We start from the raw sequence: 22,885 nt of genomic DNA, 5'->3' as shown, positions 1-22,885 counted from the left end.
CCCACTAAAATATTCGAATGTATAAATTTCTTTTTGCTATTCTTTTCTCGGTTTTGGCTACTACGGCTTTCGCCCAGATATCCAACGGGCCGAGGCCTACACTGTCAAAATCGATACCGGCTGATAGTTTAAGTTATCTTAATCCTAAAGATTATATTATTGGTGGTATTTCTGTTAGTGGCGCAAAATATCTTGATAAAGACATCCTGATCCAATTATCCAAATTAACCAAAGGCGACCGTATCAACCTTCCGGGCGAGCGTAATGCCGAGGTAATTAAAACCTTGTATCAACAAGGTTTGTTTGATGATGTTCAGTTAAACATCACCAAAATTAATATGGATACTGTTTACCTGGAGATTGCTGTATCAGAACGTCCGCGTTTGTCACGCATGCACCTGACCGGTATTCGTAAAGGCGAGATTGAGGACGTTCAGAAAAAACTGAACGACCGCGTGGGCAAAATCGTAAACGAAAACCTCATCAGTACAACAACTGCTATTATTAAAAAGCATTTTAACGAAAAAGGTTTCTTAAATACTACAGTTACCATTACCCAGCGTAAAGATCAGGGTGATGTTAACAGCGTTATTTTGGATGTCGCCATCGATAAAAAGACCAAGGTTAAAATTAACGACGTTATTTTTGAAGGAAATAAAGCATTTAAAACAGGTACCCTGCGCGGATTTTTAAGTAAAACCCGCAAGCGTAAATGGTATAACCTGTTTGGCTCAAAGAAATTTAAGCAGGATAAATACGAAGAAGATAAACAGAACCTGATTGAAAAAATGCAGGGCAGGGGATATCGCGATGCCGAAATCCTGAGCGATTCTGTTTGGAAACACGATGATGAAACTGTAAACGTAAAACTTAAAGTATACGAAGGCCCTAAATATTACTTTGGTAATGTTAAGTTTTCGGGCAATGCTAAATATAATACTGATCTGTTAAACAGGATCCTCCATGTTAAGAAAGGCGACGTATTTAGCGAGGATGAGCTTAACAAACGATTAAGTGGCCCAACCCCGGGTAACGATGACGTTTCATCACTTTATTTGAATGACGGTTACTTAACCTTCAATGCCGATCCGGTACAAACAAGGGTATATAATGATACTGTTGATGTTGATGTTAGGATTTACGAAGGCCCGCAGTATACTATTAACCGCGTTATGTTAAAAGGTAACGATGTTACCAATGATAAAGTGGTAATGCGTGAGATCCAGACTAAGCCAGGTCAAAAATTCAACAAAGAATTATTGATCCGCAGTGCGCGTGAAATTGGTCAGCTGGGTAACTTCGATGAGCAAAAAACAGAGCCTAAGCCAACCAATATCAATCCGCAGGATGGTACTGTTGACCTGGTTTATAACGTAGTTGAAAAACCTTCAGACCAGATCGAGCTTTCGGGTGGTTTTGGTGGTGGCCAGCTGGTAGGTACATTAGGTTTAACCTTCAACAACTTCTCCATCCGCAATATCTTCCACCTTAAAGCTTACAAACCACTGCCAAAAGGTGATGGTCAAAAACTGAGCTTAAGGGGACAGTCAAGCGGTCGTACTTATCAAAACTTCTCGTTCACATTCTCTGAACCATGGTTAGGTGGTAAAAAACCAATTTACTTTGCGTTATCAGCTTATACGCAGGGAAGTTCAACCGGTCAGTACTATCCAAAATCAAGCCCTTACTATAACAACCTGCGTATTAATGGTGTGGGTGTTACATTGGGTAAACGTTTAAAATGGCCAGATAACTATTTCCAGTTAAACTACTCACTTAACTTTGACCACTATAGCCTTGATAACTATACCGGCTACCTGTTTACAAACGGTACCTCTTATAACATCAAGTTAACCCAGGAATTGACCCGTAACTCGATAGATGCGCCGATTTTCCCAACACAGGGTTCAAACATTAAGCTAACTATCCAGGCTACACCGCCATATTCATTGTTTAATAATATCAACTACCGTATTGCTACTCCAGAGCAGCGTTACCACTTTGTTGAGTATTATAAATTTAAATATGATGCGCAATGGTTCTCGAAACTGGTAGGTAAGTTTGTATTGATGTCGCAGGTAAGGTTTGGTTTCCTTGGTCAGTACAACCACGAAGTAGGTCCTTCACCGTTTGAGCGCTTTAAATTAGGTGGCGACGGTATGCAGAGCTACCAGTTTTTACAGGGTAGCGAGATCATCGGTTTACGTGGTTACCAAAACTTCTCGATTGTGCCTGAAGGTTCAAACGAAAATCAGAATACCAACACCGGTAGTGCTATCTACAATAAATACACCCTGGAGCTTCGTCACCCGGTTATCGCAAGCCAGTCGGCAACTATCTTCCTGTTAGCTTTTGCTGAAGGTGGTAACGCCTGGAACCAGTTTAGCCAGTTTAATCCGTTTAACGTAAGACGTTCGGTAGGTGTGGGCGCAAGGATATTTTTACCTATATTTGGCTTACTTGGGTTAGATTATGGTTATGGCTTTGACAAAATACCGGGACAACCGGATGCAAATAAAGGCCAGTTCCATTTTACAATTTCTCAGAGTTTATCCGGCGGATTTAATTAATTTGCGTACCGAATTTATGAAGAAGATAATTTTAGTAGCCTTTTTAACGTTAACTGCTTTTGCAGGAGCTTATGCGCAACGTTTTGCTTATGTCGACTCGGAGTATATATTAAAGCACATGCCTGAGTATGCATCGTCACAAAAGCAACTGGCTGCATTATCTGATCAGTGGCAAAAAGAGGTTGATGGCCGTTTTCAGGAAATTGACCGTTTGTATAAGGCTTATCAGGCCGATCAGGTGCTGATGACCCCTGACATGAAAAAACGCCGTGAGGCCGAAATTGTAGATAAAGAGAAGGCGGCGAAAGATTTTCAACGCCAGAAATTTGGCCCGGATGGTGAGCTTTCGCAAAGAAGCACAGCGCTGATTAAACCAATTCAGGATAGGGTGTCTAAAGCTGTACAAGCAGTTGCTGAAGGCGATAACCTGGATATGATTTTTGACAAAAACAGCGAGGTAATCATGTTATATGCAAGCCCGCGATATGATAAGAGCGCGGATGTTATAACCAGGTTAGGATTAAAGCCGGGAGTATTTGCTAAATAATTTGAATTAAGATAAATCGAACTATTATTTAAACACAGAAAAAGGAAAATGAAAAAACTATTTAAAGTTGCCTTGGTTGCAGTAGGTTTATTATTTGCGGGCAGCTTTGCAAATGCTCAGACTAAAATCGGCCACATCAATTTCAACCAGCTGATTGATTTGATGCCCGAAACTAAAACTGTGACAGCGTCTATCCAGGCTTACCAGAAAACGTTCATTGATCAATTGACCACTATGAACAATGAGTATCAAACTAAAGGCCAGGATTACCAATCAAAAAGGGCGAGCATGACCGATGCTGTACGTGGCGCTAAAGAAAGCGAACTGCAGGATATTCAGAAACGTATGAATGATTACCAAAATAATGCCCAGCAACAAGTTGATGCTAAAAGGCAGGAATTAGGTAAACCGCTTATTGATAAAGCTACTCAGGCTGTACAGGCTGTAGCTAAAGAAAAAGGCTATGCTTACGTATTAGATTCATCACAGATCACTTTATTGGTATCTCCTGATGCTGATGACCTGATGGCTGCTGTGAAGTTAAAATTAGGCTTGAAATAAGAATTGCCAATACTAAAAAAAGCGCCCTGATTAAACGGGACGCTTTTTTTATGTTTACCAATCGAGATTACTTGTAATTAAGCCGGGGTAAAGATAGCTGCCAATGTTCCTGTTCATTGTAAGCTGTTTCCGGGGTAATTGATAAAGTAATTTGCTGATACACGTTACAAAAACAAAACAGATAATTATTATCCATTATTAAAACACAGGACACAAAATCAAAATGAAAAAACTATTTAAAGTCGCCTTAGTTGCAGCAGGTATGTTGTTCGTGGGTAGTTTTGCTAAAGCGCAAACAAAAATAGGTTATGTTAATTTTAGCCAGGTTATTGATCAGATGCCTGAAACTAAAACCGTTTCTACAACATTACAGGCCTATCAAAAAACATTCATTGATCAGTTAACTACTATGAACAATGAATTGCAAACCAAAGGTGCCGATTTGGATAAAAACGCAGCTTCAATGACTGACGCTGTACGTCAGGCAAAAACTTCAGAATTGCAGGACATCCAAAAACGCATGAATGATTACCAGAACAATGCACAGCAACAGGTTGACGCTAAAAAACAAGAATTGGGTAAACCTATTATTGATAAAGTTTCTACCGCTGTACAAGCTGTAGCTAAAGAAAAAGGCTATGCTTACGTATTGGATTCATCACAGGTTAGCATGATCGTATCTCCTGCGGGCGACGATTTAATGGCTGCTGTAAAATTGAAATTAGGTTTAAAATAAGATCACCTTTAAGTAAATTATATAAGAGCGTTCCGTATATACGGGACGCTTTTTTTATGTTTGTGTATGTCAAATCAACCCATTGGTATTTTTGATTCGGGCTTTGGCGGGTTAACCGTATTTCGCTCCATCATAGAGCAATTGCCCGGCTATGATTATATTTATATGGGCGATAACGCCCGCGCACCTTACGGCAACCGCTCGTTCAGTACCATACATCAGTATACCTGGGAGTGTGTGCAGTGGATGTTTGATCAGGGATGCCCGTTGGTAATCCTGGCATGTAATACGGCTTCGGCCAAGGCGCTGCGCACTATTCAGCAACAAGACCTTAAAAATATAGCTGATCCTACAAAAAGGGTGTTAGGGGTAATCCGCCCAACAGCCGAGATCATTGGCGACTACACGAAAACTAATGAAATAGGAGTGCTGGGCACAAAAGGCACGGTACAATCAGGATCATATCTGCTCGAAATCAATAATTTTTTTCCTGATGTTAAAGTACATCAGCAGGCCTGCCCACTTTGGGTGCCGCTGATCGAAAACGGCGAGTATGATAACCCCGGTGCCGATTTCTTTGTGCAGCTTTACCTGGATCAGATCATGGCGCAATCGTCAAACATTGATACCATTTTATTGGCCTGTACCCATTATCCCATCATCCAGGATAAAATTAAAGCGTATTTGCCCGAAAGCATTAATGTGGTTGGCCAGGGTGATATAGTAGCAAAAAGTCTGGTTGATTACTTGAACCGTCACCCTGAAATTGAACAAAAGGTAAGCCGTAACGGTGAAAGCAAGTTTTACACCACAACCGATGATACTGCCGACTTTGATCACCATGCGTCGCTGTTTTTCTCGGCCCCGGTAAAATCAACATTTATATCGGCCAATGATTTGGTTGTTTGTAAGTGAGTGGTTGATTATGTGAGTAGAGAGTGGTTGCCCGGACGGATAATCTATGTGTGCCGTATCGCAGCAATTCAACCACTATCCTAATCAACTCAATTAACCATTCACCAACAATCCCTATCAACTTAATATATAATTTAATCATTCTAAATAACTCAACATTTAGTAAGTTTGCACCCTTAAGCAAATATTCCTGTTGAACTATTATATTACATATTTTATCGCGGCAATCGGGCTATTTAGTTTCTCAGCTTTCTTTGCATTATTCGGTGTATATGCCGAGCGTAAAATATCCGCTTTTATACAGGACAGGCTTGGCCCAACCGAGACAGGTAAATACGGTACCCTGCAAACGCTGGCCGATATTCTAAAAATGCTTCAGAAAGAACTGATAATTCCGGCAGCGGCGGATAAATGGTTATTTATGCTGGCTCCCGCGGTGATATTCATAGCTGTATATCTTGGCTTTGCCGCGCTGCCATGGGCACCCGGACTTATTCCTTCAAAAACAAACATCGGTCTGTATTACATCTTCGCCATTATCTCCATCGAAACGCTGGGGATCCTGATGGCCGGATGGGGATCGAACAACAAATATTCTATACTGGGCGCTATGCGGTCGGCTGCGCAGATCATTTCGTATGAGATTCCTGCCGGTTTTGCTATTATATCTGTGGTGATGATTGCCCAAACGCTGGATTTGCAGGCCATCTCGGCTCAGCAAGGGATCCTGGCAACTGAAAAAATTAAATTCGCCGGCTTTTGGGATGTATCACAGATAGGCGGATTATTTAGCTGGAATGTATTCAGGGCTCCACATTTACTTGTGGCGTTTGTGATCTATTTTATAGCTTCACTGGCCGAAAGTAATCGTGCACCGTTCGATATTCCGGAAGCTGAATCCGAACTGGTTGCCGGTTTCCATACCGAGTTTACGGGGATCCGTTTCGCATTAGTATTTTTGGCCGAATATTCGATGATGTTCCTTGTATCCATGATAGCAGTAATATTATTTTTAGGTGCCTGGAATACGCCACTGCCTAATATAGGCGGTGTTAAACTGGCTGCATGGACAACCGGGGTAGCCTGGGGCATACTATGGGTGGTATTAAAAACACTGGCACTGGTAGCCGTACAAATGTGGATCAGGTGGACATTGCCTCGCTTAAGGGTTGACCAGCTGATGAACCTTTGCTGGAAAGTATTAACCCCGCTGGCTTTTGCCTGTATGTTGATATCGGGCGTTTGGCGGTTGTGGCTCATGTGATTTTTAATTTCGGATGTCGGATGTTCGATTTCGGATTTAGAAAATTGAGATTTGTAATTAATTAAATAAAAAAGGGAATTAGCAGGTTAGCATGAAACATCATGGTAATCCTAAAATCCTAAAAATCATGGTTCAAAGAGTAATAAACGCGTTTACAACAGCATGGAAAGGTTTAAGCCTTACCATTCGTCACCTTTTTGTGGGTAACACGAAAAGGGTGGTTGCGCCTGTAAGTGCCACAAATTACTTTAAACAACTTGAACATGGTACCAATACCATTCAATATCCTAAACAGCAGTTGCCGGTACCTGAAGTAGGCCGCTATCAGCTGGATGTTGAAATGGATGACTGTATTGTATGTGATCTGTGCGCTAAAGTGTGCCCGGTTAATTGTATCGATATTGAATCGATCAAGGCTACGGAAGCTATCGGGCAAACATCCGACGGTACTACCAAACGTTTGTATGCCGCCAAATTTGATATTGATATGGCCAAGTGTATGTATTGCGGCCTGTGCACCATTGTGTGTCCAACCGAATGCATTACCATGACTAACCAGTATGATAAAACCGTTTTTCAGCTTAGCGACCTGGTTTACCAGTTTTCGGATATGACGCCCGAAGATGCCGCAGAAAAACGCGCTTTATTTGATAAGCAGCAGGCCGAAAAACAAGCTGCCAAATTAGCCGCCATGAAACAAAAGGAGGGCGGAGCATGACCTTAGTGCGCTTGTTGTTTTATGTCATGAGTTTTATTGCCATTGGTTCGGCGCTGTATGCTGCTTTAAGCAAAAACCTGGTCAGGAGTATTTTTATTTTTTTTGTGACCTTGTTTGCACTTGCCGGGTTGTATGTAATGGCCCTTGCCGACTTTGTGGCCGTAACGCAAGTAGTAATTTATGTAGGCGGTATTTTGGTGCTGATCCTTTTCGCCTTTATGCTTTCCGGCAGGGAAACACTGAATGTGATCCAGCAGCAAAAAGGGAAATTTGTTAATATGGCTAAAGTACCGGCAGTTATTCTGGCTGTGTTGTTTTTAGCTGTGATAGTAAACATTATCCTTAAAACCGATGCCGATAACCTGCCATGGGTAAAACAGGCTATTGCGCAAAAAAATGAAATAATGCCTGCCAACTCCACCATCGAAAACATAGGTGTTAATTTAATGACAACCTACCTGCTGCCTTTTGAGGCTATTTCTGTTTTACTGCTGATGGCATTGGTAGGTGCGGCGCATTTATCACGTAAGGAGGGCAGGGCATGATCTCGCTAACCGATTTTTTACTGGTAGGCGCGTTGCTGTTTTGTACAGGCATATACATGATTGTATCCAAACGCAACTCGATACAGGTATTGATTGGGATTGAGCTCATGTTGAACGCCGCTATTTTAAACCTGGTGGCTTTTGGTAAATATGATAAACTGAATAATGGGGGACAGGTATTCGCGCTGTTTGCCATTGTGCTGGCCGCTGCCACTACCGCTGTGGCCCTGGCAATTGTCCTGAATGTTTACCGCAGATATAAAACCATTGATCCGGATGAGATTAAAAATTTGAGGGATTAAAAAGCGTAGAGACGCATCACATGCGTCTTCATAAAGTAGATACAACAGAAAAGACGCATGTGATGCGTCTCTACAAAAAGATAAAAAAGATAATTGAACAACGCGATACCATATACAGATCCTTCCATCTTCTGCTATGCTATATTAGCTGTGGCTTTGCCGCTGTTTGCCGCGTTGATCAATTTTTGCCTGCCGGTAAAAAGTAAAGCAGCAGGTTGGGCTTCAACGCTGGCTATTTTGGTAGGATGCGTGCTATCCGCTATGGTATTTGCAGCAGTTTGGAACCAAAAGCCCTTACACACGCAAACCTTATGGTTTACCATTGGCACTACTAAAGTTTTTGCGGGGATCTTGCTGAATAACCTTTCGGTGATGATGTTGCTGCTGGTATCGCTGATTGCTTTGCCGGTGCATATCTATTCTACCGCGTACATGAAGCACGACGACAGGTATAGTCGCTATTTTACTTACCTCAGCTTTTTCTGTTTCAGCATGCTGGGTTTGGTCATAGTAGATAGCCTGGTGCTGTTTTATGCTTTCTGGGAGTTGGTGGGCTTTTCATCATACTTGCTTATCGGTTTCTGGTTTACCAGGGATAAGGCGGTACAAGCCAATAAAAAGGCCTTTATCATGAACCGGATAGGCGATATTGGTTTACTGAGCGCCATCATTATTCTTTTCGCCAAGTTCCATACATTTGATATCGCCACACTTTTTATTAACGATAACCTGGTGTTTAAATCGGTTATCCATGATGGTTTGTGGATTTCTGCTTCAGGCCAAATTCCTGCGATGTGGCAATATGTTGCCTGTATTGGCGTGTTTATGGCTGTTGCGGCTAAATCGGCACAGTTTCCCTTGCATACCTGGTTACCTGATGCCATGGAGGGGCCAACTTCAGTTTCGGCATTAATTCACGCGGCTACCATGGTGGCTGCCGGGGTATTCTTGCTGGGCAGGGTTTATCCATTGTTTACCGATAGCGAGTTAACCATCCTTGCCATTATCGGCTGCTTTACCGCATTTATGGCAGCTACCATAGCATTAACGCAAAACGACCTGAAACGTGTACTTGCTTATTCAACCATATCGCAATTGGGTTACATGATCCTGGCTATGGGGGTAGGAGCTTATGGTTCATCGTTATTCCATTTAGCTACGCATGCCTTTTTTAAATGTTTACTGTTTTTGGTGGCGGGTGTAGTGATCCACGAAATGCAGCATATCAAGGAGGAAAATAACCTTGATATCGATCCGCAAAACATCCATCACATGGGTGGCCTGCGCAAAAAGCTACCAGTAACATTTATTGCGACTGTGGTGGGTTCGCTGGCGCTTATAGGTATACCGCTTACATCTGGCTATCTGTCAAAAGATGGTATCCTGATCCAGGCCTTTGAATGGAGTGAGGGACGGAGCGCATGGCTTAAACTGATCCCGGCAGGAGCGTTATTTACCAGTTGGCTCACCGCTTTTTATGTATCAAGGCTCATAGTAAAAGTATTCTTTGGCGAATTTCGATTGTTAAAAAAGCATCCCGAAATAAAACTCCATATCAGCGATGGCGGCTGGCAATATCGCGTACCTTTGATATTACTGGCTATATGCAGTTTGTTCCCGCTGTTTTCGCTCAATCCTTTCTTTTATGAAAAAGCCTGGCTGTTCGAGAGCCTAAAGCCCGCCGAATTCATGGCCCGCGAAAATATCTATCATACCATTATCCCTATAGGGGTAAATATCTTAAGCGTATTTGTGATGTACGCGGCTTATGCCATCTACGTAAAAAGAAATACATTCTCGTTCCCGCAAACCGGTTTCCTTTATCGCTTATCTTATAACCAGTGGTACCTGGATAAGATCTACAGAAAAGCGATTGTAAAACCTATACTTGGTTTGGGTAAAACCTGTTTCTGGTTTGACAGGAATGTTATAGATGGACTAATCCACCTGATTGAACGCTCAAGTCGGATGGTAGCCGCCCTTACCGCCTGGAGCGATAAACATATTGTCGACGGATTTTTGCATTTGATGGCCGCATTAGTGCAAAGCATTGGCAATTTTGCACGTAAATTTCAAAACGGTAAAGTACAGTATTACCTGTACAGCATGTTATTGATAGTATTGATACTGTTTGTTTTAAAAATATTGATCTGAATTTAATGAATCTTTTAACCCTGCTCATATTTATACCCGTATTGTTTGCGCTGGTTATTGTACTGTTGCCATCGTCGCAGCGGGGCAGTTTTAAATATATTACGCTGCTGGCTACATTGCTGCAGCTGGGCATCAGCATATATATTTATCTCAATTTTAAAACGGGGGCGGCTTCGGCGGGGATAAACCATGAAGATCAGTTTCAGTTTGTACAGAAACTGCCATGGATAGGCCTTAACCTGGGCAGCATGGGGAAATTGCAGATAGATTATTTTGTTGGGATAGATGGGATTTCGGTAACGCTGCTGGTAATGTCGGCACTGGTGATGGTTGTTGCTACGCTGGCCTCATGGGAAATCAAGAGTAACCTGAAAGGTTTCTTCCTGTTGTTCCTGTTGTTGGATATGGCCGTAATGGGCGTATTTTGCGCATTGGATTTCTTCCTGTTTTACCTGTTTTATGAGCTGATGTTGCTGCCGCTTTATTTCCTGATAGGGATGTGGGGTGGTGTACGCCGGGAGTATGCAGCTATTAAGTTTTTCCTTTATACCTTGTTTGGGTCGGTATTTATGTTGCTGGTGATGGTAGGTTTATACCTTTCGGTAAATGATCCGGCAACGGGTAGCCATACGTTTAATATTATCCAGATGATGAACCCCGCCAACTATACTCAGGGTTCAGTATTTTCCGCCGCCGCCCATCAAACTATATTGGGGATGCCGGCACGTACGGTTGGTTTTGTTGTGCTGTTCATTGCCTTTGCCATCAAAGTACCAATTGTTCCTTTACATACCTGGCTGCCTGATGCTCACGTTGAAGCGCCTACACCGGTATCTATTATTCTTGCAGGTGTATTGCTTAAAATAGGTGGTTATGGTATTATCAGGATTTGCCTCGGGATTTTCCCGGAGATAGCCTCGTCAGGAGCGTTTTGGCTTGGCTTGATAGGTGTTGTGTCGATATTATATGGCGCCTGCAATGCGCTGGCCCAGCGCGACCTGAAGCGTTTGATCGCTTATTCATCAGTATCGCACATGGGTTTCGTATTGCTGGGGATTGCCTCGCAAACTGCCGAAGGTGTAAGCGGCGCCGTAATGCAGATGGTAAGTCACGGCTTTTTGTCATCAATGCTGTTCTTTTTAGTGGGTGTGGTTTATAACCGCGTGCACGACAGGGATATTTATCATTTCCGCGGATTGGGTACCCAGATGCCACAGTATACAGCCTTTGTGATGGTCGCTTTTTTTGCCTCATTAGGTTTGCCCGGCTTTTCGGCATTTGTGGCGGAAGCATTTACATTGGCAGGTACATTTAAATCGCCAACGGTTAACGGTTTGTTGCCATATTGGATGGCTATATGCGGCTCGGTAGGTATTTTATTAGGTGCCGCCTATTTTCTGTGGACGCTGCAGCGCATGTTCTTCGGAAAAGTATCGCTTAAAGGGGGGGAAGTTTGGAAAATAGCGCTCACCGATGTAAGCATCCGCGAAAAACTGGCACTAATACCAATGGCTGCTGCGGCACTTGCTTTAGGTTTAATGCCATCGTTGGTATTTGGGAAAATCAATGATTCGGTATTGGCATTGATTCAGTTTTTACAGGCTAAATAAAAATAATAGTGTTTCAACATAAATTCTTTTATGGAAAAGTGCATACCCCTGCATCTTTTATTTACGCTGCCCCCGGCAACCCGGGCCTAAGCGAAATAACAGATGGTGTGTATTTAACCGAAGGAATTATGTTTAACAAATTATCTATCGCCGCAGCATTATTTTTTATCGCTGCCGCAACAAGGGCAAACGAAGGTCAGCACGTAGCCTCAAAAGTTCAAAAAGTAACCGTGTTTTTAAACGGGGCACAGGTTAACCGCACCGCATTGGTGAATATCAGTCCCGGCACCTCAACATTGGTATTTGAAAACTTGTCGCCGGGTATTGATGTGCAAAGCATCCAGGTAAACGCAGGTGGCGATTTTACCATTCTTTCCGTAAATCACGAACTTGATTTTGCCGACAATGATATCAGGCAGAAAAATATACAGGCTATTGAGGCAAAACAAAAACTGGTAAGGAACAAGATAGCCCTGCAAAACAATATGCTCTCCATATACCAGGAAGAAGCCAATACCTTAGCTAAAAACCCGATAAGCAACGGTACCAATGTTGCATTGGATCCGGTTAAGCTGAAACAGACGCTCGATTTTCAGACTGCCCGTTTAAATGAGATCAAGAAAAACCAGCAGGTGGTTAATGATCAGATTGACCTGCTCAATGACGAACTTCAAGGTTACGACAAGCAAATTGCCGAAATTAACAGGACAGGTTCCAAAACTACCAGCAATGTTTTGGTAACGGTATCTTCAAAAGCAGCATTGCAGGCAAATTTTACATTGAGCTACCTGGTTCGTAACGCAAGCTGGTTCCCAACATATGATATTCGTGCCAAAAATGTAAACAGTCCGATAACTATTGTTTACAAAGCCAATGTATCGCAAAAAACAGGGGAGGACTGGAAAAGCGCTAAGCTTACTTTATCAACAGGCAACCCAACAGTAAACGGCGCCAAGCCCGAACTTACACCTACTTACCTTAATTTTGGTATGTACTACTCCGGCTCTACAACCCCTATAACTAAGGTAATGGGCAGGGTGGTGGCCGGTGATGATGGCCAGGCATTACCGGGCGTTGCCATTCGTGTAAAAGGAACTTCAATAGGAGCGGTAAGTGACGCCGGTGGAAATTACAGCATCCAGCTACCTAATGTTAATGCTGTACTAACCTATAGTTTTATTGGCTTCGAAACAACTGAAAGACAGGCTAACGCACCGCTGATTAACGTATCCCTAAAATCATCTTCGCAACAGCTTAATGAAGTTGTTGTTGCGGGTTATGGCACGGAATATAAAAGGGATTTGACTGGAGCTGTTGCAACGATACGCCCGCAAAATATTGTTAACACAGTTCCTATCGAAGTAAAAAAAGAAGAAAACCAAACCAACATTGAGTTCAATATCGCTAACCCTTATACAGTGCCAAGCGATGGTAAACAATATGCGGTTGAAATAAGCCAGTACAGTATAGATGCTACTTACCAATATTATGTAGCGCCTAAACTAAGTACCGATGTTTTCCTTACAGCCCAGCTTACCAACTGGAATAAATACAGTTTCCTCTCAGGCGAGGCTAACCTGTTTTTTGAAGGTACTTATATCGGGAAATCGCTTATTAACACCGATGCCACTACCGATACGCTGAACCTATCCCTGGGTACTGATAAAAATATTGTTGTAACCCGTAGCATGGAAAAAGGCCTGGCTATGAGGCAGTCGTCAGGTTCAAACCTTAAGGAAACGCGCAACTGGCTTATCGATGTAAAAAACAGGAAAAGCCAATCGGTTAATTTGTTGGTTGAAGACCAGGTACCGGTTTCGCAAAATAAAGATATCGAGGTAGAGGCTCAGGAAACATCAGGCGCTAAACCCGATGCCACAACAGGCAAGGTTTCATGGAATTTCGTTTTAAATTCGCTTGATGAAAAGAAGGTGAAGCTGAAATACCAGGTAAAATACCCAAAAAATCAATCAGTAATAGTACAATAAAATATAGATGCACGATCTGCTACCCCATATATCAGCTCAGTTAACCAATGTTTTTGGCAGTATTCCCTATTTCATGCCTGAAATTTATTTAACCGTGCTGTTTTTGGTAGTACTGATAACCGACTTGATATTTGGGCGCAGATCTGTAAAGCTTTGTAAAATTGTAGCCTGCGCAGGCCTGTTGCTGGTATTGTTTAAAGACTTGCAGCAGGTTGCCCTGATCCTTGATGGCGATCATGTCATCTTCGGCAATATGTTGCTGCTCAGGCGCTCGGCAGTATTTTTTAAAATTATTATCGATCTGCTCTCGTTTATCCTGTTATTGAATTTTACCTGGGATGATAAGCTTAAAGCCCACACAAAGGGAGTATCTGATCTTTATACTATTTCCATCGCATCGGTATTAGGCCTGCATTTAATGACTATGGCAATTAACCTGCTGTCGGTTTATCTTGCCATCGAGATGGTTTCAGTAGCGTCATACCTGATGGTGGCTTATCGTTCCGAAACGGCTTTGAGTACCGAGGCCGGTTTAAAATACGTACTGTTCGGCGCAGCCTCATCAGCCATCATGTTGTATGGTATCTCATTACTGTATGGCTTTAGCGGCTCGCTTGATCTGTTGAATATTGTAGCGCAATTGCCAAACGTGAACCCGCTGAGTGTTTCCTTCGCTTTAGTATTGGTACTTATAGGAGTTGGTTTTAAGCTATCATTTATGCCGATGCACTTTTGGGTACCGGATGTTTACCAGGGGGCACCTACACCCGTTACAGCATATCTTTCAACCGTTCCTAAAATAGCCGCTTTCGCGTTACTGGTAAATGTGATGCCTTTGTTCCTGTTCTCGGCAGATTGGAAGGGGATTGATTTTGGCATCGTTTTATCGGCCATTGGTATTATCACCATGATTGCCGGAAACTTTGCTGCCGTTTTGCAGAACAATGTGAAAAGAATGCTGGCTTATTCAAGTATTGGCCACACCGGTTTTGCTATAATGGCCATAGTTACCTTTAATGTACAGGGTTTATCGTCACTTACCTACTATCTGGCAGTGTATGCATTGGCAAATATCGGCGCTTTGGCCCTTGCATCGTATTTTAATAACGTTGTTGATGCCGAAGAAGTAGAAGATTACAAAGGTTTGGGCTTAAAATATCCGGCTGCATCGGTTTGTTTTGTAATTATCCTCATTTCCCTTACCGGAATCCCGGTTACGGCAGGTTTTACCGGTAAATTGTTTGTGTTTTCGGCAGTTTACAGCGCTTATGAGCAAACACACAACATCTGGTTAATGGCTTTGATGATCACCGGCGCGTTAACTACGGTAGTGTCGTTATTTTATTACCTTAAAATTCCTTTGTATTTATTTCTGAAAAGAACAGAAAATGCAGAAGTTGCAAGTGAAAGATCATATAATCTTCTTGTTTTAGCTATTGTTATTAGTTTTCTGCTTGTTTTATTGGGGATTTTCCCAAATTCTATCCTTAAATATTTATAACTGATGTTTTTTTCAACAAAAGTCAATTAATTTCTTTTGTTTTTAGAAAAAATCATACCTTTCATGCAGATTTAAAACATATTTTTTCTGAATACATGAAGAGGTATATCCCTTTTTTCCTGATCTTAATTATACTTTCCCTTACTTTCCTTTTTCCGTCAGTAGATTTCAAGGATTCCGGTCACCCTAACTTTAATACGGGCGATATTGCCTGGATGCTGATGTCAACAGCGCTGGTTTTGATCATGACGCCTGGTCTTGCATTCTTTTATGGCGGTATGGTTAACAAAAAGAACGTAATATCAACCATGCTGCAAAGCATTGTTTGTATGGTGATCATTACGGTAATGTGGGGCATTTTCGGTTTCAGCTTAGCCTTTGGCGATAGTTTCTACGGAATTATTGGTAATCCATCAACCTTTTTCATGATGAAAGGCATGCTGGGTAATGCTACCTGGAAAGCGGCGCCAACCATTCCGTTGTTGTTATTTGCTATGTACCAGTTAAAGTTTGCCATTATTACCCCGGCGCTTATTACCGGTGCATTTGCCGAGCGTATCCGTTTTAACTCGTATATCATTTTCCTGGTACTGTTTTCGATATTCATATTCTCACCTTTGGCGCATTGTACCTGGCACCCTGATGGCATATTAGCCAAATTTGGCGTGCTTGACTTTGCGGGCGGTACCGTTGTGCATATGTCGGCGGGCTGGGCTGCCCTGGCATCGGCTTTATATCTGAAACGCCGTACTGAAGCTAATCATGCGCCTGCCCGTATTACTTATGTGATGATTGGTACCGGCTTATTGTGGTTTGGTTGGTTTGGCTTTAACGCGGGTTCTGCGTTTGGCGCTAATGCTTTAGCTGTTACCGCTCTGGCAACCAGTACAACCGCTTCGGCTGCCGCAGGTGTTACCTGGATATTTTTTGACATGCTGCTTGGTCGTAAACCATCTGCAATGGGTACCTGTATTGGTGCTGTTGTAGGTTTGGTGGCTATTACACCTGCCGCGGGCTTTGTATCGGTACCACACTCAATGGCTATAGGTATTATTTCGGCAGTGGTAAGTAACCTGGTGGTTGAATGGCGTACACGTACCAGCATTGATGATACGCTTGACGTATTCCCTTGCCACGGTGTAGGCGGTATGGTGGGTATGTTACTGACCGGTGTATTTGCCAGCCAGCAAGTTAACCATGGTAATACAACAGGTAACGGTTTATTCTTTGGCGAAACCCACTTATTTATTGTGCAACTTGTAGCACTTGTGTGCGTATCTATATTCGCTTTCTTTGGCTCGCTGCTTTTATTGAAGATCACCGACATGATCTCGCCATTAAGGGTATCTGCCGAAGAAGAAGAACAAGGTCTCGACCTTAGTCAACACGGCGAAAAATTATAATAATACTTTCAAACCAACCACCAAACCTAAGAAACTTCCGGCCCAAAAGGCCGGATTTTTTTGTTTTGGGGGAATAAAAAATCATGTCATTGCGAGGGCAGCGTGGCAATCGCACGGAGACAGAGACGCTTCGTAGAATATGCGATCGTTCGGTTGGAGTCAAGCTGCGGAAGGAAGCTGTAAAGTAAAAACTATGTCATTGCGAGGAACGAAGCAATCGCACGGAGGCATAGCTGTTCTGTATAGTATGCGATTGCTTCGTTCCTCGCAATGACATAGTTTGATAGTCGCACCGCTCTCACAAATAATGGTTTAATATCGCTTCTCAAATAATGATAAAAATAAAACCCCTCTTTGCGAAGCAAAGAGGGGTAATACGCGCAGCGACGTTGGGTGCATTGCTTTAGTCAGCAAACTCGGAAACCAAATTGTTTACCGGGTCATCCACCCGCTTGATATGAATGTTATTAACCGGTTTTACTACCAGTGGGATCTTTTCAACGCGTGTTTCGCTGGTATCCAAACCAAATGCTTTAGCTTCAGACTGGGCCAATTTTTTGATGGCAAAATAGCTGTTCAGAATAAAACCTTCGGATACGCTGAACAGGTTATTGTACGACAGGAATTTCTCCATGATCACAAACCTGAAATCGGCAGCCATATGATATTGTTTCAGCGATGGGTAATTGCTGGTGATATCGATCTCGCCACGCTCAACCATATCTTCAACTACCTTGCGGAACAGTACATTTATCCTCGGCTGGATCCTGAAACCTAAACGGAACTCTACACGGATAACTTTGCCCGGCTCAATCTGGTCAACGCTATACTCCATGGTATAAGGCTCATCGGTACGCTCAATATGTACAAACCAATAGGTGTCGGCACGTTTTGGCCTGCGGCTCATGATCGAATAAATGATCTTTTCTTCAATTTGCTTACTGTTATTAGCCTTGGTTAAATAAATAAGGTGAGTAGCGTATTTATTTACCGTAGTATCGTTACTCAACGCATTAAGCAAAGGGAGTTTCTCTTTAATATCAGTAAAGTGAAGGAAGCGGTTGTTGATCTTACGCGCCTTAAACCAGGTGTACATGGTAAAGATGAGGCCAACCTCGAACCCAACAAAGAATAAACGTTTTAATATTTTAACCGCGTTTGCTACAAAGAATGAAAACTCTACAGTTACAAACACGCACAGGATAATAGTAACCAACCAAACAGGCCAGTGCTTTACATAACGCATGAAGTAGTACATCAAAATAGTGGTGCTCAGCATGGCAATGGTGATACTAAAACCATAGGCGGCGGTCATGGCGCTTGAAGTACGGAAGTACAACGATACCAGGATACAGCCAATACATAACATCCAGTTGATGCTTGGGATATAGATCTGTCCGCGAATGTTTGACGGGTATTTAATAGTGATCCTCGGCCAGAAATTCATGCTCACCGCCTCGCTGATCAGCGTAAATGAACCACTGATTAAAGCCTGACTGGCAATAATGGTGGCCAATGTAGCCAAGGCAACAGCCGGCAGCAGGAAAAAGTGAGGAACAATTTCAAAGAATGGGTTTACACCTGCAAAATTTTTGCCCGGTGCCTGTGACAGTACCCAAGCGCCCTGACCAAGGTAGTTCAATATCAGGGTAGTTTTTACAAAGATCCAGCTTACCTGGATATTGCGCCTGCCGCAGTGGCCTAAATCAGAATATAGGGCTTCGGCACCAGTGGTACATAAGAATACAGCGCCTAACAGCCAGAAACCTTTAGGGTGATCCATCAGTAAACGGGCGCCATAGTAAGGGTTAAGGGCTTTAAATATAGAAGGGAAATGAGCTATCTGTAAAGTGCCCAATACGCCAAGCATAATAAACCACATTAGCATAACAGGTCCGAAAGCCGAGCCAACCACCTTGGTGCCAAACTGCTGAAAGAAGAATAGCAATAAAATAATGGAAATTACAATGATGAGGATGAGGTTATTACCGGGCACGATAACCGTTGAAAACGCCGGAACCAAATTCAAGCCTTCAATGGCTGATGTTACCGAGATAGGGGGGGTAATGATGCCATCGGCAAGCAATGTGCCTGCACCTATAATAGCCGGAATGGCCAGCCATTTTCCATAACGCCTTACCAGCGCGTATAGTGAGAAAATGCCGCCTTCGCCTTTGTTATCGGCCTGCAGTGTAATAACGATGTATTTAAAAGTGGTTTGAAGGGTTAATGTCCAAAAAATACAGGAAATTGAGCCCAATACCAGCGCTGTGTTCACTTTACCACCTTCAACCAACAAGGTTTGAAAAACATAAAGGGGAGAAGTACCAATATCGCCAAAAATAATACCGAGGGTAACGATCATACCCGCGAAAGTGAGTTGCTTAACGTGCGAATTCATGAATTGTATAAATTATTAGGGGAAAAAGAAAGGATGTAAAAGGCTGCGGCGGGGACGTTTGTGGTCCGTTGTGCAAATTTTGCTGCTGCCGCGATAAACAATGCCATCGTAAATTATATTTTGATTACGGAGGCACATGGCCAAATAGCATGCCATTAGCTTTTTGAATTTGCTTATGTTTTGATTCACAATTGTTTATCATATTGAGAAAGCTTTTCTCAATATGAGGTAATGCTATCAAAATGATAGGTTTTATCATTTTGAGAACCATCGCGGTATGGTGCATTTATCGTGATATTACAGATATTTGAGCATGGATCTATTCAATAATGATCAGTTGAGCTTATTCGGGGCTTCAAAAAACTTGCTGCCTTTTGATGGCGAGGTGCTGTTTTACCCGCATTTTTTTAAGCAGGATGTGTTTGAGCAACTGGTTAATGAAACGCCATGGAAACAGGATAAAATGAAGATATACGGTAAGGAGGTAAACTTCCCCCGGCTTACAGCCTGGTATGGCGAGAGCGACGAGGTTTATGTATATTCTGGTGTGGTGAATGTGCCGGTCAGGTTTAGTCCGCTGTTGTTGGATATCAAACAGGCAGCTGAGCGACAAAGCGGTCACAGGTTTAATACAGCGTTGCTCAACTATTACCGTGATGGTAACGATAGCATGGGCTGGCATAGTGATGACGAAACTGAACTGGGCGGTAACCCGGTCATTGCTTCGGTATCATTTGGTGCTTCGCGGGTTTTCCAGTTTAAGCATAAGCGGGACAAACACGCAAGAGTTTCTATAGCACTTAACAATGGCGATTTGCTCATTATGCAGGGGCAAACACAACATCACTGGCTTCATCAGGTTCCTAAAACAAGCAAGATGCAGGGCGCGCGGATTAATATTACATTTAGGTTTATTGGGTAAACTAATCAGGTTTTAAAAATCAGAAAGACTGTTTGTGAAGAGCTTTTATTGTTTTTTGGGCTTAAGCCCCTTGCTATTTTAAAGTTATCCGTCGGTTAAAACCGACGGCAATGAATCGAATTTGTAATTGCTCTACTGCAATTGTCTGTCAGGGTAGTACCGCTCTCTAATTGATTGAGGTCGAATGATGTAAGGGCTTAGATTTAAGGCTAACTGGTTTCAAATTTGTTATGGAATTTATCTTATAAGCGATATTCATTGCCGTTGGTTTTAACCAACGGTTGATATTGAGCAATTTAAGGGCTTAAGCCAAAATCTTAAAGTGGGTTTTGTAAGATGTCCGGCAAACTACTATCTTACATTAACTTTACTGACCTCATGAAACGACATCTATTACTATTGGCAGCTTTTTCTGCTCTGATAACAAATGCCCGGGCACAAACCGATTTGCCGACCGACAGCGGAACATTTTTCCTGCACAAATTTGAACAGCATATAGGCAAGGAAACATACCACGTACATAAATATAAAGACGCGGTTCATTATACTATCGATTTTAAGTTTGTAGACCGCGGATCACCAGTACCCCTTAAAGCCGAATTAAAAGTAAACCCTGTAGTTGAGCCGCTTGAATTGACGATTAAGGGAAGTACTTCAAGATTTTCGACCATTGATGATAAAGTGACCACCCGCGGCGGGGAAGCGTCAATCAGCGTTAATGATTCATCATATACTCAAAAGTTATTACCCCTGAGTTTCCCGGTAGCCGGATATTCGCCGGGCACTGTGCAGCAGGTGCTCATTCAGTATTGGAATAAGCATAAACAGCCCGAAAGTATCCACACCTTGCCATTCGGCGCGGTTCAGATCAAAAAAGCGGGCGTTGATCAGCTTACTTTTAACGGTAAGCCACTTGTGTTAAACCGGCTTACTATTAGCGGCCTGGTTTGGGGTAACGAACTGGTTTGGACAGATCAGGACGGTAAACTCATCTGTCTGATCACCAATGACGCGGAAGGCGACAAGCTGGAAATGATGCGTGTGCCTTATGAAGAATTACTGCCGCAACTGATCAGTAAAGCTGCTACTTATGGTATGGAGCTATTTGCCAAAGCTGCCGCGCCAACAGGTAAGGTTGATAAAGTGATAGCCATTACCGGCGGAAACCTTGTTGACGTAAATACAGGCACAAGTACGCCTAATGCTGTTGTTTTAATAGAGAATGGCATTATTAAACAAACCGGTAAAGTTGGCGAAGTGAAAATTCCGGCAGGGGCGAAGATCATCGACGCTAAAGGAAAATCTGTTTTGCCGGGCCTTTGGGATATGCACGCGCACTTTGAACAAGCCGAATGGGGACCCGCCTATCTCGCTGCAGGCGTTACCACCGTACGCGATTGCGGTAATGAGTTTGGTTATATCAACGCTATAAAAGCGGCTATTGATGGAGGCAAAGGTGTGGGGCCTAATATTATTAAAGCTGGTATTATTGATGGTAAAGGGCCTTATGCATTGGGCATTATTCAGGCTGATACTAAAGAAGAAGCCATAAAGGCAGTTGATCGTTATAAAGAAAATGGTTTTCAGCAGATCAAGATCTACAGCTCGGTAAAACCGGCTATAGTAAAAGCTATTTGCGATGAAGCACACCGGTTGGGTTTAACCGTAACAGGCCACATCCCGAATGGTATGACCTTGCAGCAGGGTGTGGACTCGGGGATGAATATGGTTAACCATGTTCAGTATGTGTATTCCATCATGAAACGGAATAAGGACAGGTCGATTATTTTTGATGATTCTGTTAGTATTGCGGCAATTAAATTTATAAAAGACCATCATGTGGTTATTGACCCTACAGTTGGTGTTTTTGAACTGGCTTTCCGGAATGTTAAAGATGATATAACCAAACTGGAACCTAATTACTACAATCTGCCACTACCACTTCAGGCCTTGTTTAAAAATATGGGCGAGGAGCCTGCGCAGGCAGCTAAGCTTAAGCCCTTGTATGAAAGTATGAAGAAGGCAGTTAAGGTATTGTATGACGCAGGAGTGCCGATAGTTGCCGGTACAGATATGGGTTTCCCGGGTTACAGTGTAGACCGTGAGCTTGAACTTTATGTAGAAGCGGGCTTAACTCCGGCACAGGCTATTAAAACAGCAACGATAACACCAGCTATAGTAATGAGCCTTGATAAAACAACCGGTTCAATTGCAGTGGGGAAACAAGCCGATCTTGTGATCATCGACGGTGATCCGCTGAAGAATATCAGCGACATCAGGAAGGTATCGGGAGTAATAAAGGAAGGCCGGATCTATGACCCGGTTAAGTTGCACCAGATGGTTGGGTTTAAAAAGTAGGTGAGTGGTTTATTAAGTTACGGATGGAAGAATTAACGATACTTTACAGGCCAGTTGGGCCAAAAGAATTAAAACTGATAGAAGAATCGGGTTTTAAGCGTTTTCCCAAACGCTTAGCTCAGCAACCTATTTTTTACCCGGTGATGAACGAGGAGTATGCCATTCAAATAGCAAGGGATTGGAATGTGCCTGCGTCTGGTTCGGGTTTTGTGACTAAATTTAGTTTGCCTGCTGAATATTTGAAACGCTACGAGGTGCAAAATGTGGGTGGTGTTGTACACGATGAGCTTTGGGTCCCGGCCGAAGAACTTGAAGAGTTTAACGATCATATAGTTGGATATATTGAGGTTACGCGTTCTTTTTACCCTAATAAAGCGGATTAAACAGGGT

The 22,885-nt window shown here is 42.7% G+C and carries 18 protein-coding genes; 17 read left to right on the top strand and 1 reads right to left on the bottom strand.

All coding sequences use genetic code 11. The annotated features are described in order from the left end of the window. Positions 1–17: 17 nt before the first annotated feature. From bamA to DEO27_RS18345, 14 genes are all read left to right on the top strand, one after another. Positions 18–2,570, top strand: coding sequence for an outer membrane protein assembly factor BamA (bamA, locus tag DEO27_RS18410; RefSeq protein ID WP_112567105.1), 2,553 nt, complete (start codon positions 18–20; stop codon positions 2,568–2,570). Between the two features lie 16 nt (positions 2,571–2,586). After that, on the top strand, positions 2,587–3,117 hold the full coding sequence (locus tag DEO27_RS18405; RefSeq protein ID WP_112567108.1) for an OmpH family outer membrane protein: 531 nt from the start codon (positions 2,587–2,589) through the stop codon (positions 3,115–3,117). A 48-nt stretch (positions 3,118–3,165) separates the two neighbouring features. After that, positions 3,166–3,678, top strand: coding sequence for an OmpH family outer membrane protein (locus DEO27_RS18400; protein ID WP_112567111.1), 513 nt, complete (start codon positions 3,166–3,168; stop codon positions 3,676–3,678). A gap of 223 nt (positions 3,679–3,901) precedes the next feature. Further along, positions 3,902–4,414, top strand: a complete 513-nt coding sequence (locus tag DEO27_RS18395; protein WP_112567114.1) for an OmpH family outer membrane protein — start codon at positions 3,902–3,904, stop codon at positions 4,412–4,414. A 66-nt stretch (positions 4,415–4,480) separates the two neighbouring features. After that, positions 4,481–5,329, top strand: coding sequence for a glutamate racemase (murI, locus tag DEO27_RS18390; protein ID WP_112567117.1), 849 nt, complete (start codon positions 4,481–4,483; stop codon positions 5,327–5,329). 193 nt (positions 5,330–5,522) lie between these two features. Then, complete coding sequence (nuoH, locus tag DEO27_RS18385) at positions 5,523–6,593, top strand: NADH-quinone oxidoreductase subunit NuoH (protein ID WP_112567120.1); 1,071 nt, start codon at positions 5,523–5,525, stop codon at positions 6,591–6,593. 127 nt (positions 6,594–6,720) lie between these two features. Beyond that, positions 6,721–7,311 carry a NuoI/complex I 23 kDa subunit family protein gene (locus tag DEO27_RS18380; RefSeq protein ID WP_112568103.1) on the top strand — a complete coding sequence of 197 codons (591 nt, stop codon included), beginning with the start codon at positions 6,721–6,723 and terminating at the stop codon, positions 7,309–7,311. Between the two features lie 26 nt (positions 7,312–7,337). Then, a complete protein-coding gene (locus DEO27_RS18375) occupies positions 7,338–7,856 on the top strand; it encodes an NADH-quinone oxidoreductase subunit J (RefSeq protein ID WP_223817988.1) in 519 nt (172 codons plus the stop codon). Further along, entirely contained in the window at positions 7,853–8,158 is a 306-nt protein-coding gene (nuoK, locus tag DEO27_RS18370) for an NADH-quinone oxidoreductase subunit NuoK (protein WP_112567126.1), read from the top strand. The genes DEO27_RS18375 and nuoK overlap by 4 nt, the downstream gene beginning before the upstream one ends. A gap of 93 nt (positions 8,159–8,251) precedes the next feature. After that, positions 8,252–10,312: an NADH-quinone oxidoreductase subunit L gene (gene nuoL / locus DEO27_RS18365; RefSeq protein ID WP_223817987.1), complete on the top strand. Its 2,061-nt coding sequence runs from the start codon at positions 8,252–8,254 to the stop codon at positions 10,310–10,312. Positions 10,313–10,317: 5 nt separating this feature from the next. Continuing rightward, positions 10,318–11,922 carry a NuoM family protein gene (locus tag DEO27_RS18360; RefSeq protein WP_112567129.1) on the top strand — a complete coding sequence of 535 codons (1,605 nt, stop codon included), beginning with the start codon at positions 10,318–10,320 and terminating at the stop codon, positions 11,920–11,922. A gap of 8 nt (positions 11,923–11,930) precedes the next feature. Then, positions 11,931–13,910, top strand: coding sequence for a DUF4139 domain-containing protein (locus tag DEO27_RS18355; RefSeq protein ID WP_112567132.1), 1,980 nt, complete (start codon positions 11,931–11,933; stop codon positions 13,908–13,910). Between the two features lie 7 nt (positions 13,911–13,917). Next, entirely contained in the window at positions 13,918–15,411 is a 1,494-nt protein-coding gene (locus tag DEO27_RS18350; RefSeq protein WP_112567135.1) for an NADH-quinone oxidoreductase subunit N, read from the top strand. A 95-nt stretch (positions 15,412–15,506) separates the two neighbouring features. After that, positions 15,507–16,814, top strand: a complete 1,308-nt coding sequence (locus tag DEO27_RS18345; RefSeq protein ID WP_112567138.1) for an ammonium transporter — start codon at positions 15,507–15,509, stop codon at positions 16,812–16,814. Between the two features lie 403 nt (positions 16,815–17,217). Here DEO27_RS18345 and DEO27_RS18340 read toward each other — a convergent pair whose 3' ends face one another. After that, positions 17,218–19,215, bottom strand: a complete 1,998-nt coding sequence (locus DEO27_RS18340; protein WP_112567141.1) for a KUP/HAK/KT family potassium transporter — start codon at positions 19,213–19,215, stop codon at positions 17,218–17,220. A gap of 313 nt (positions 19,216–19,528) precedes the next feature. On the opposite strand from DEO27_RS18340, the gene DEO27_RS18335 reads away from it, so the two are divergent. From DEO27_RS18335 to DEO27_RS18325, 3 genes are all read left to right on the top strand, one after another. After that, on the top strand, positions 19,529–20,137 hold the full coding sequence (locus DEO27_RS18335) for an alpha-ketoglutarate-dependent dioxygenase AlkB family protein (protein ID WP_112567144.1): 609 nt from the start codon (positions 19,529–19,531) through the stop codon (positions 20,135–20,137). A 378-nt stretch (positions 20,138–20,515) separates the two neighbouring features. After that, positions 20,516–22,495, top strand: coding sequence for an amidohydrolase family protein (locus DEO27_RS18330; RefSeq protein WP_190295129.1), 1,980 nt, complete (start codon positions 20,516–20,518; stop codon positions 22,493–22,495). 23 nt (positions 22,496–22,518) lie between these two features. Continuing rightward, positions 22,519–22,878, top strand: a complete 360-nt coding sequence (locus DEO27_RS18325) for a hypothetical protein (RefSeq protein WP_112567150.1) — start codon at positions 22,519–22,521, stop codon at positions 22,876–22,878. Positions 22,879–22,885: the final 7 nt, after the last annotated feature.

It is taken from the genome of Mucilaginibacter rubeus (genome assembly GCF_003286415.2).
In the GTDB taxonomy this organism is placed as follows: domain Bacteria; phylum Bacteroidota; class Bacteroidia; order Sphingobacteriales; family Sphingobacteriaceae; genus Mucilaginibacter; species Mucilaginibacter rubeus_A.
Note: the sequence above shows the minus strand (reverse complement) of the source record. Positions and strands in the feature narration are given on the sequence as shown.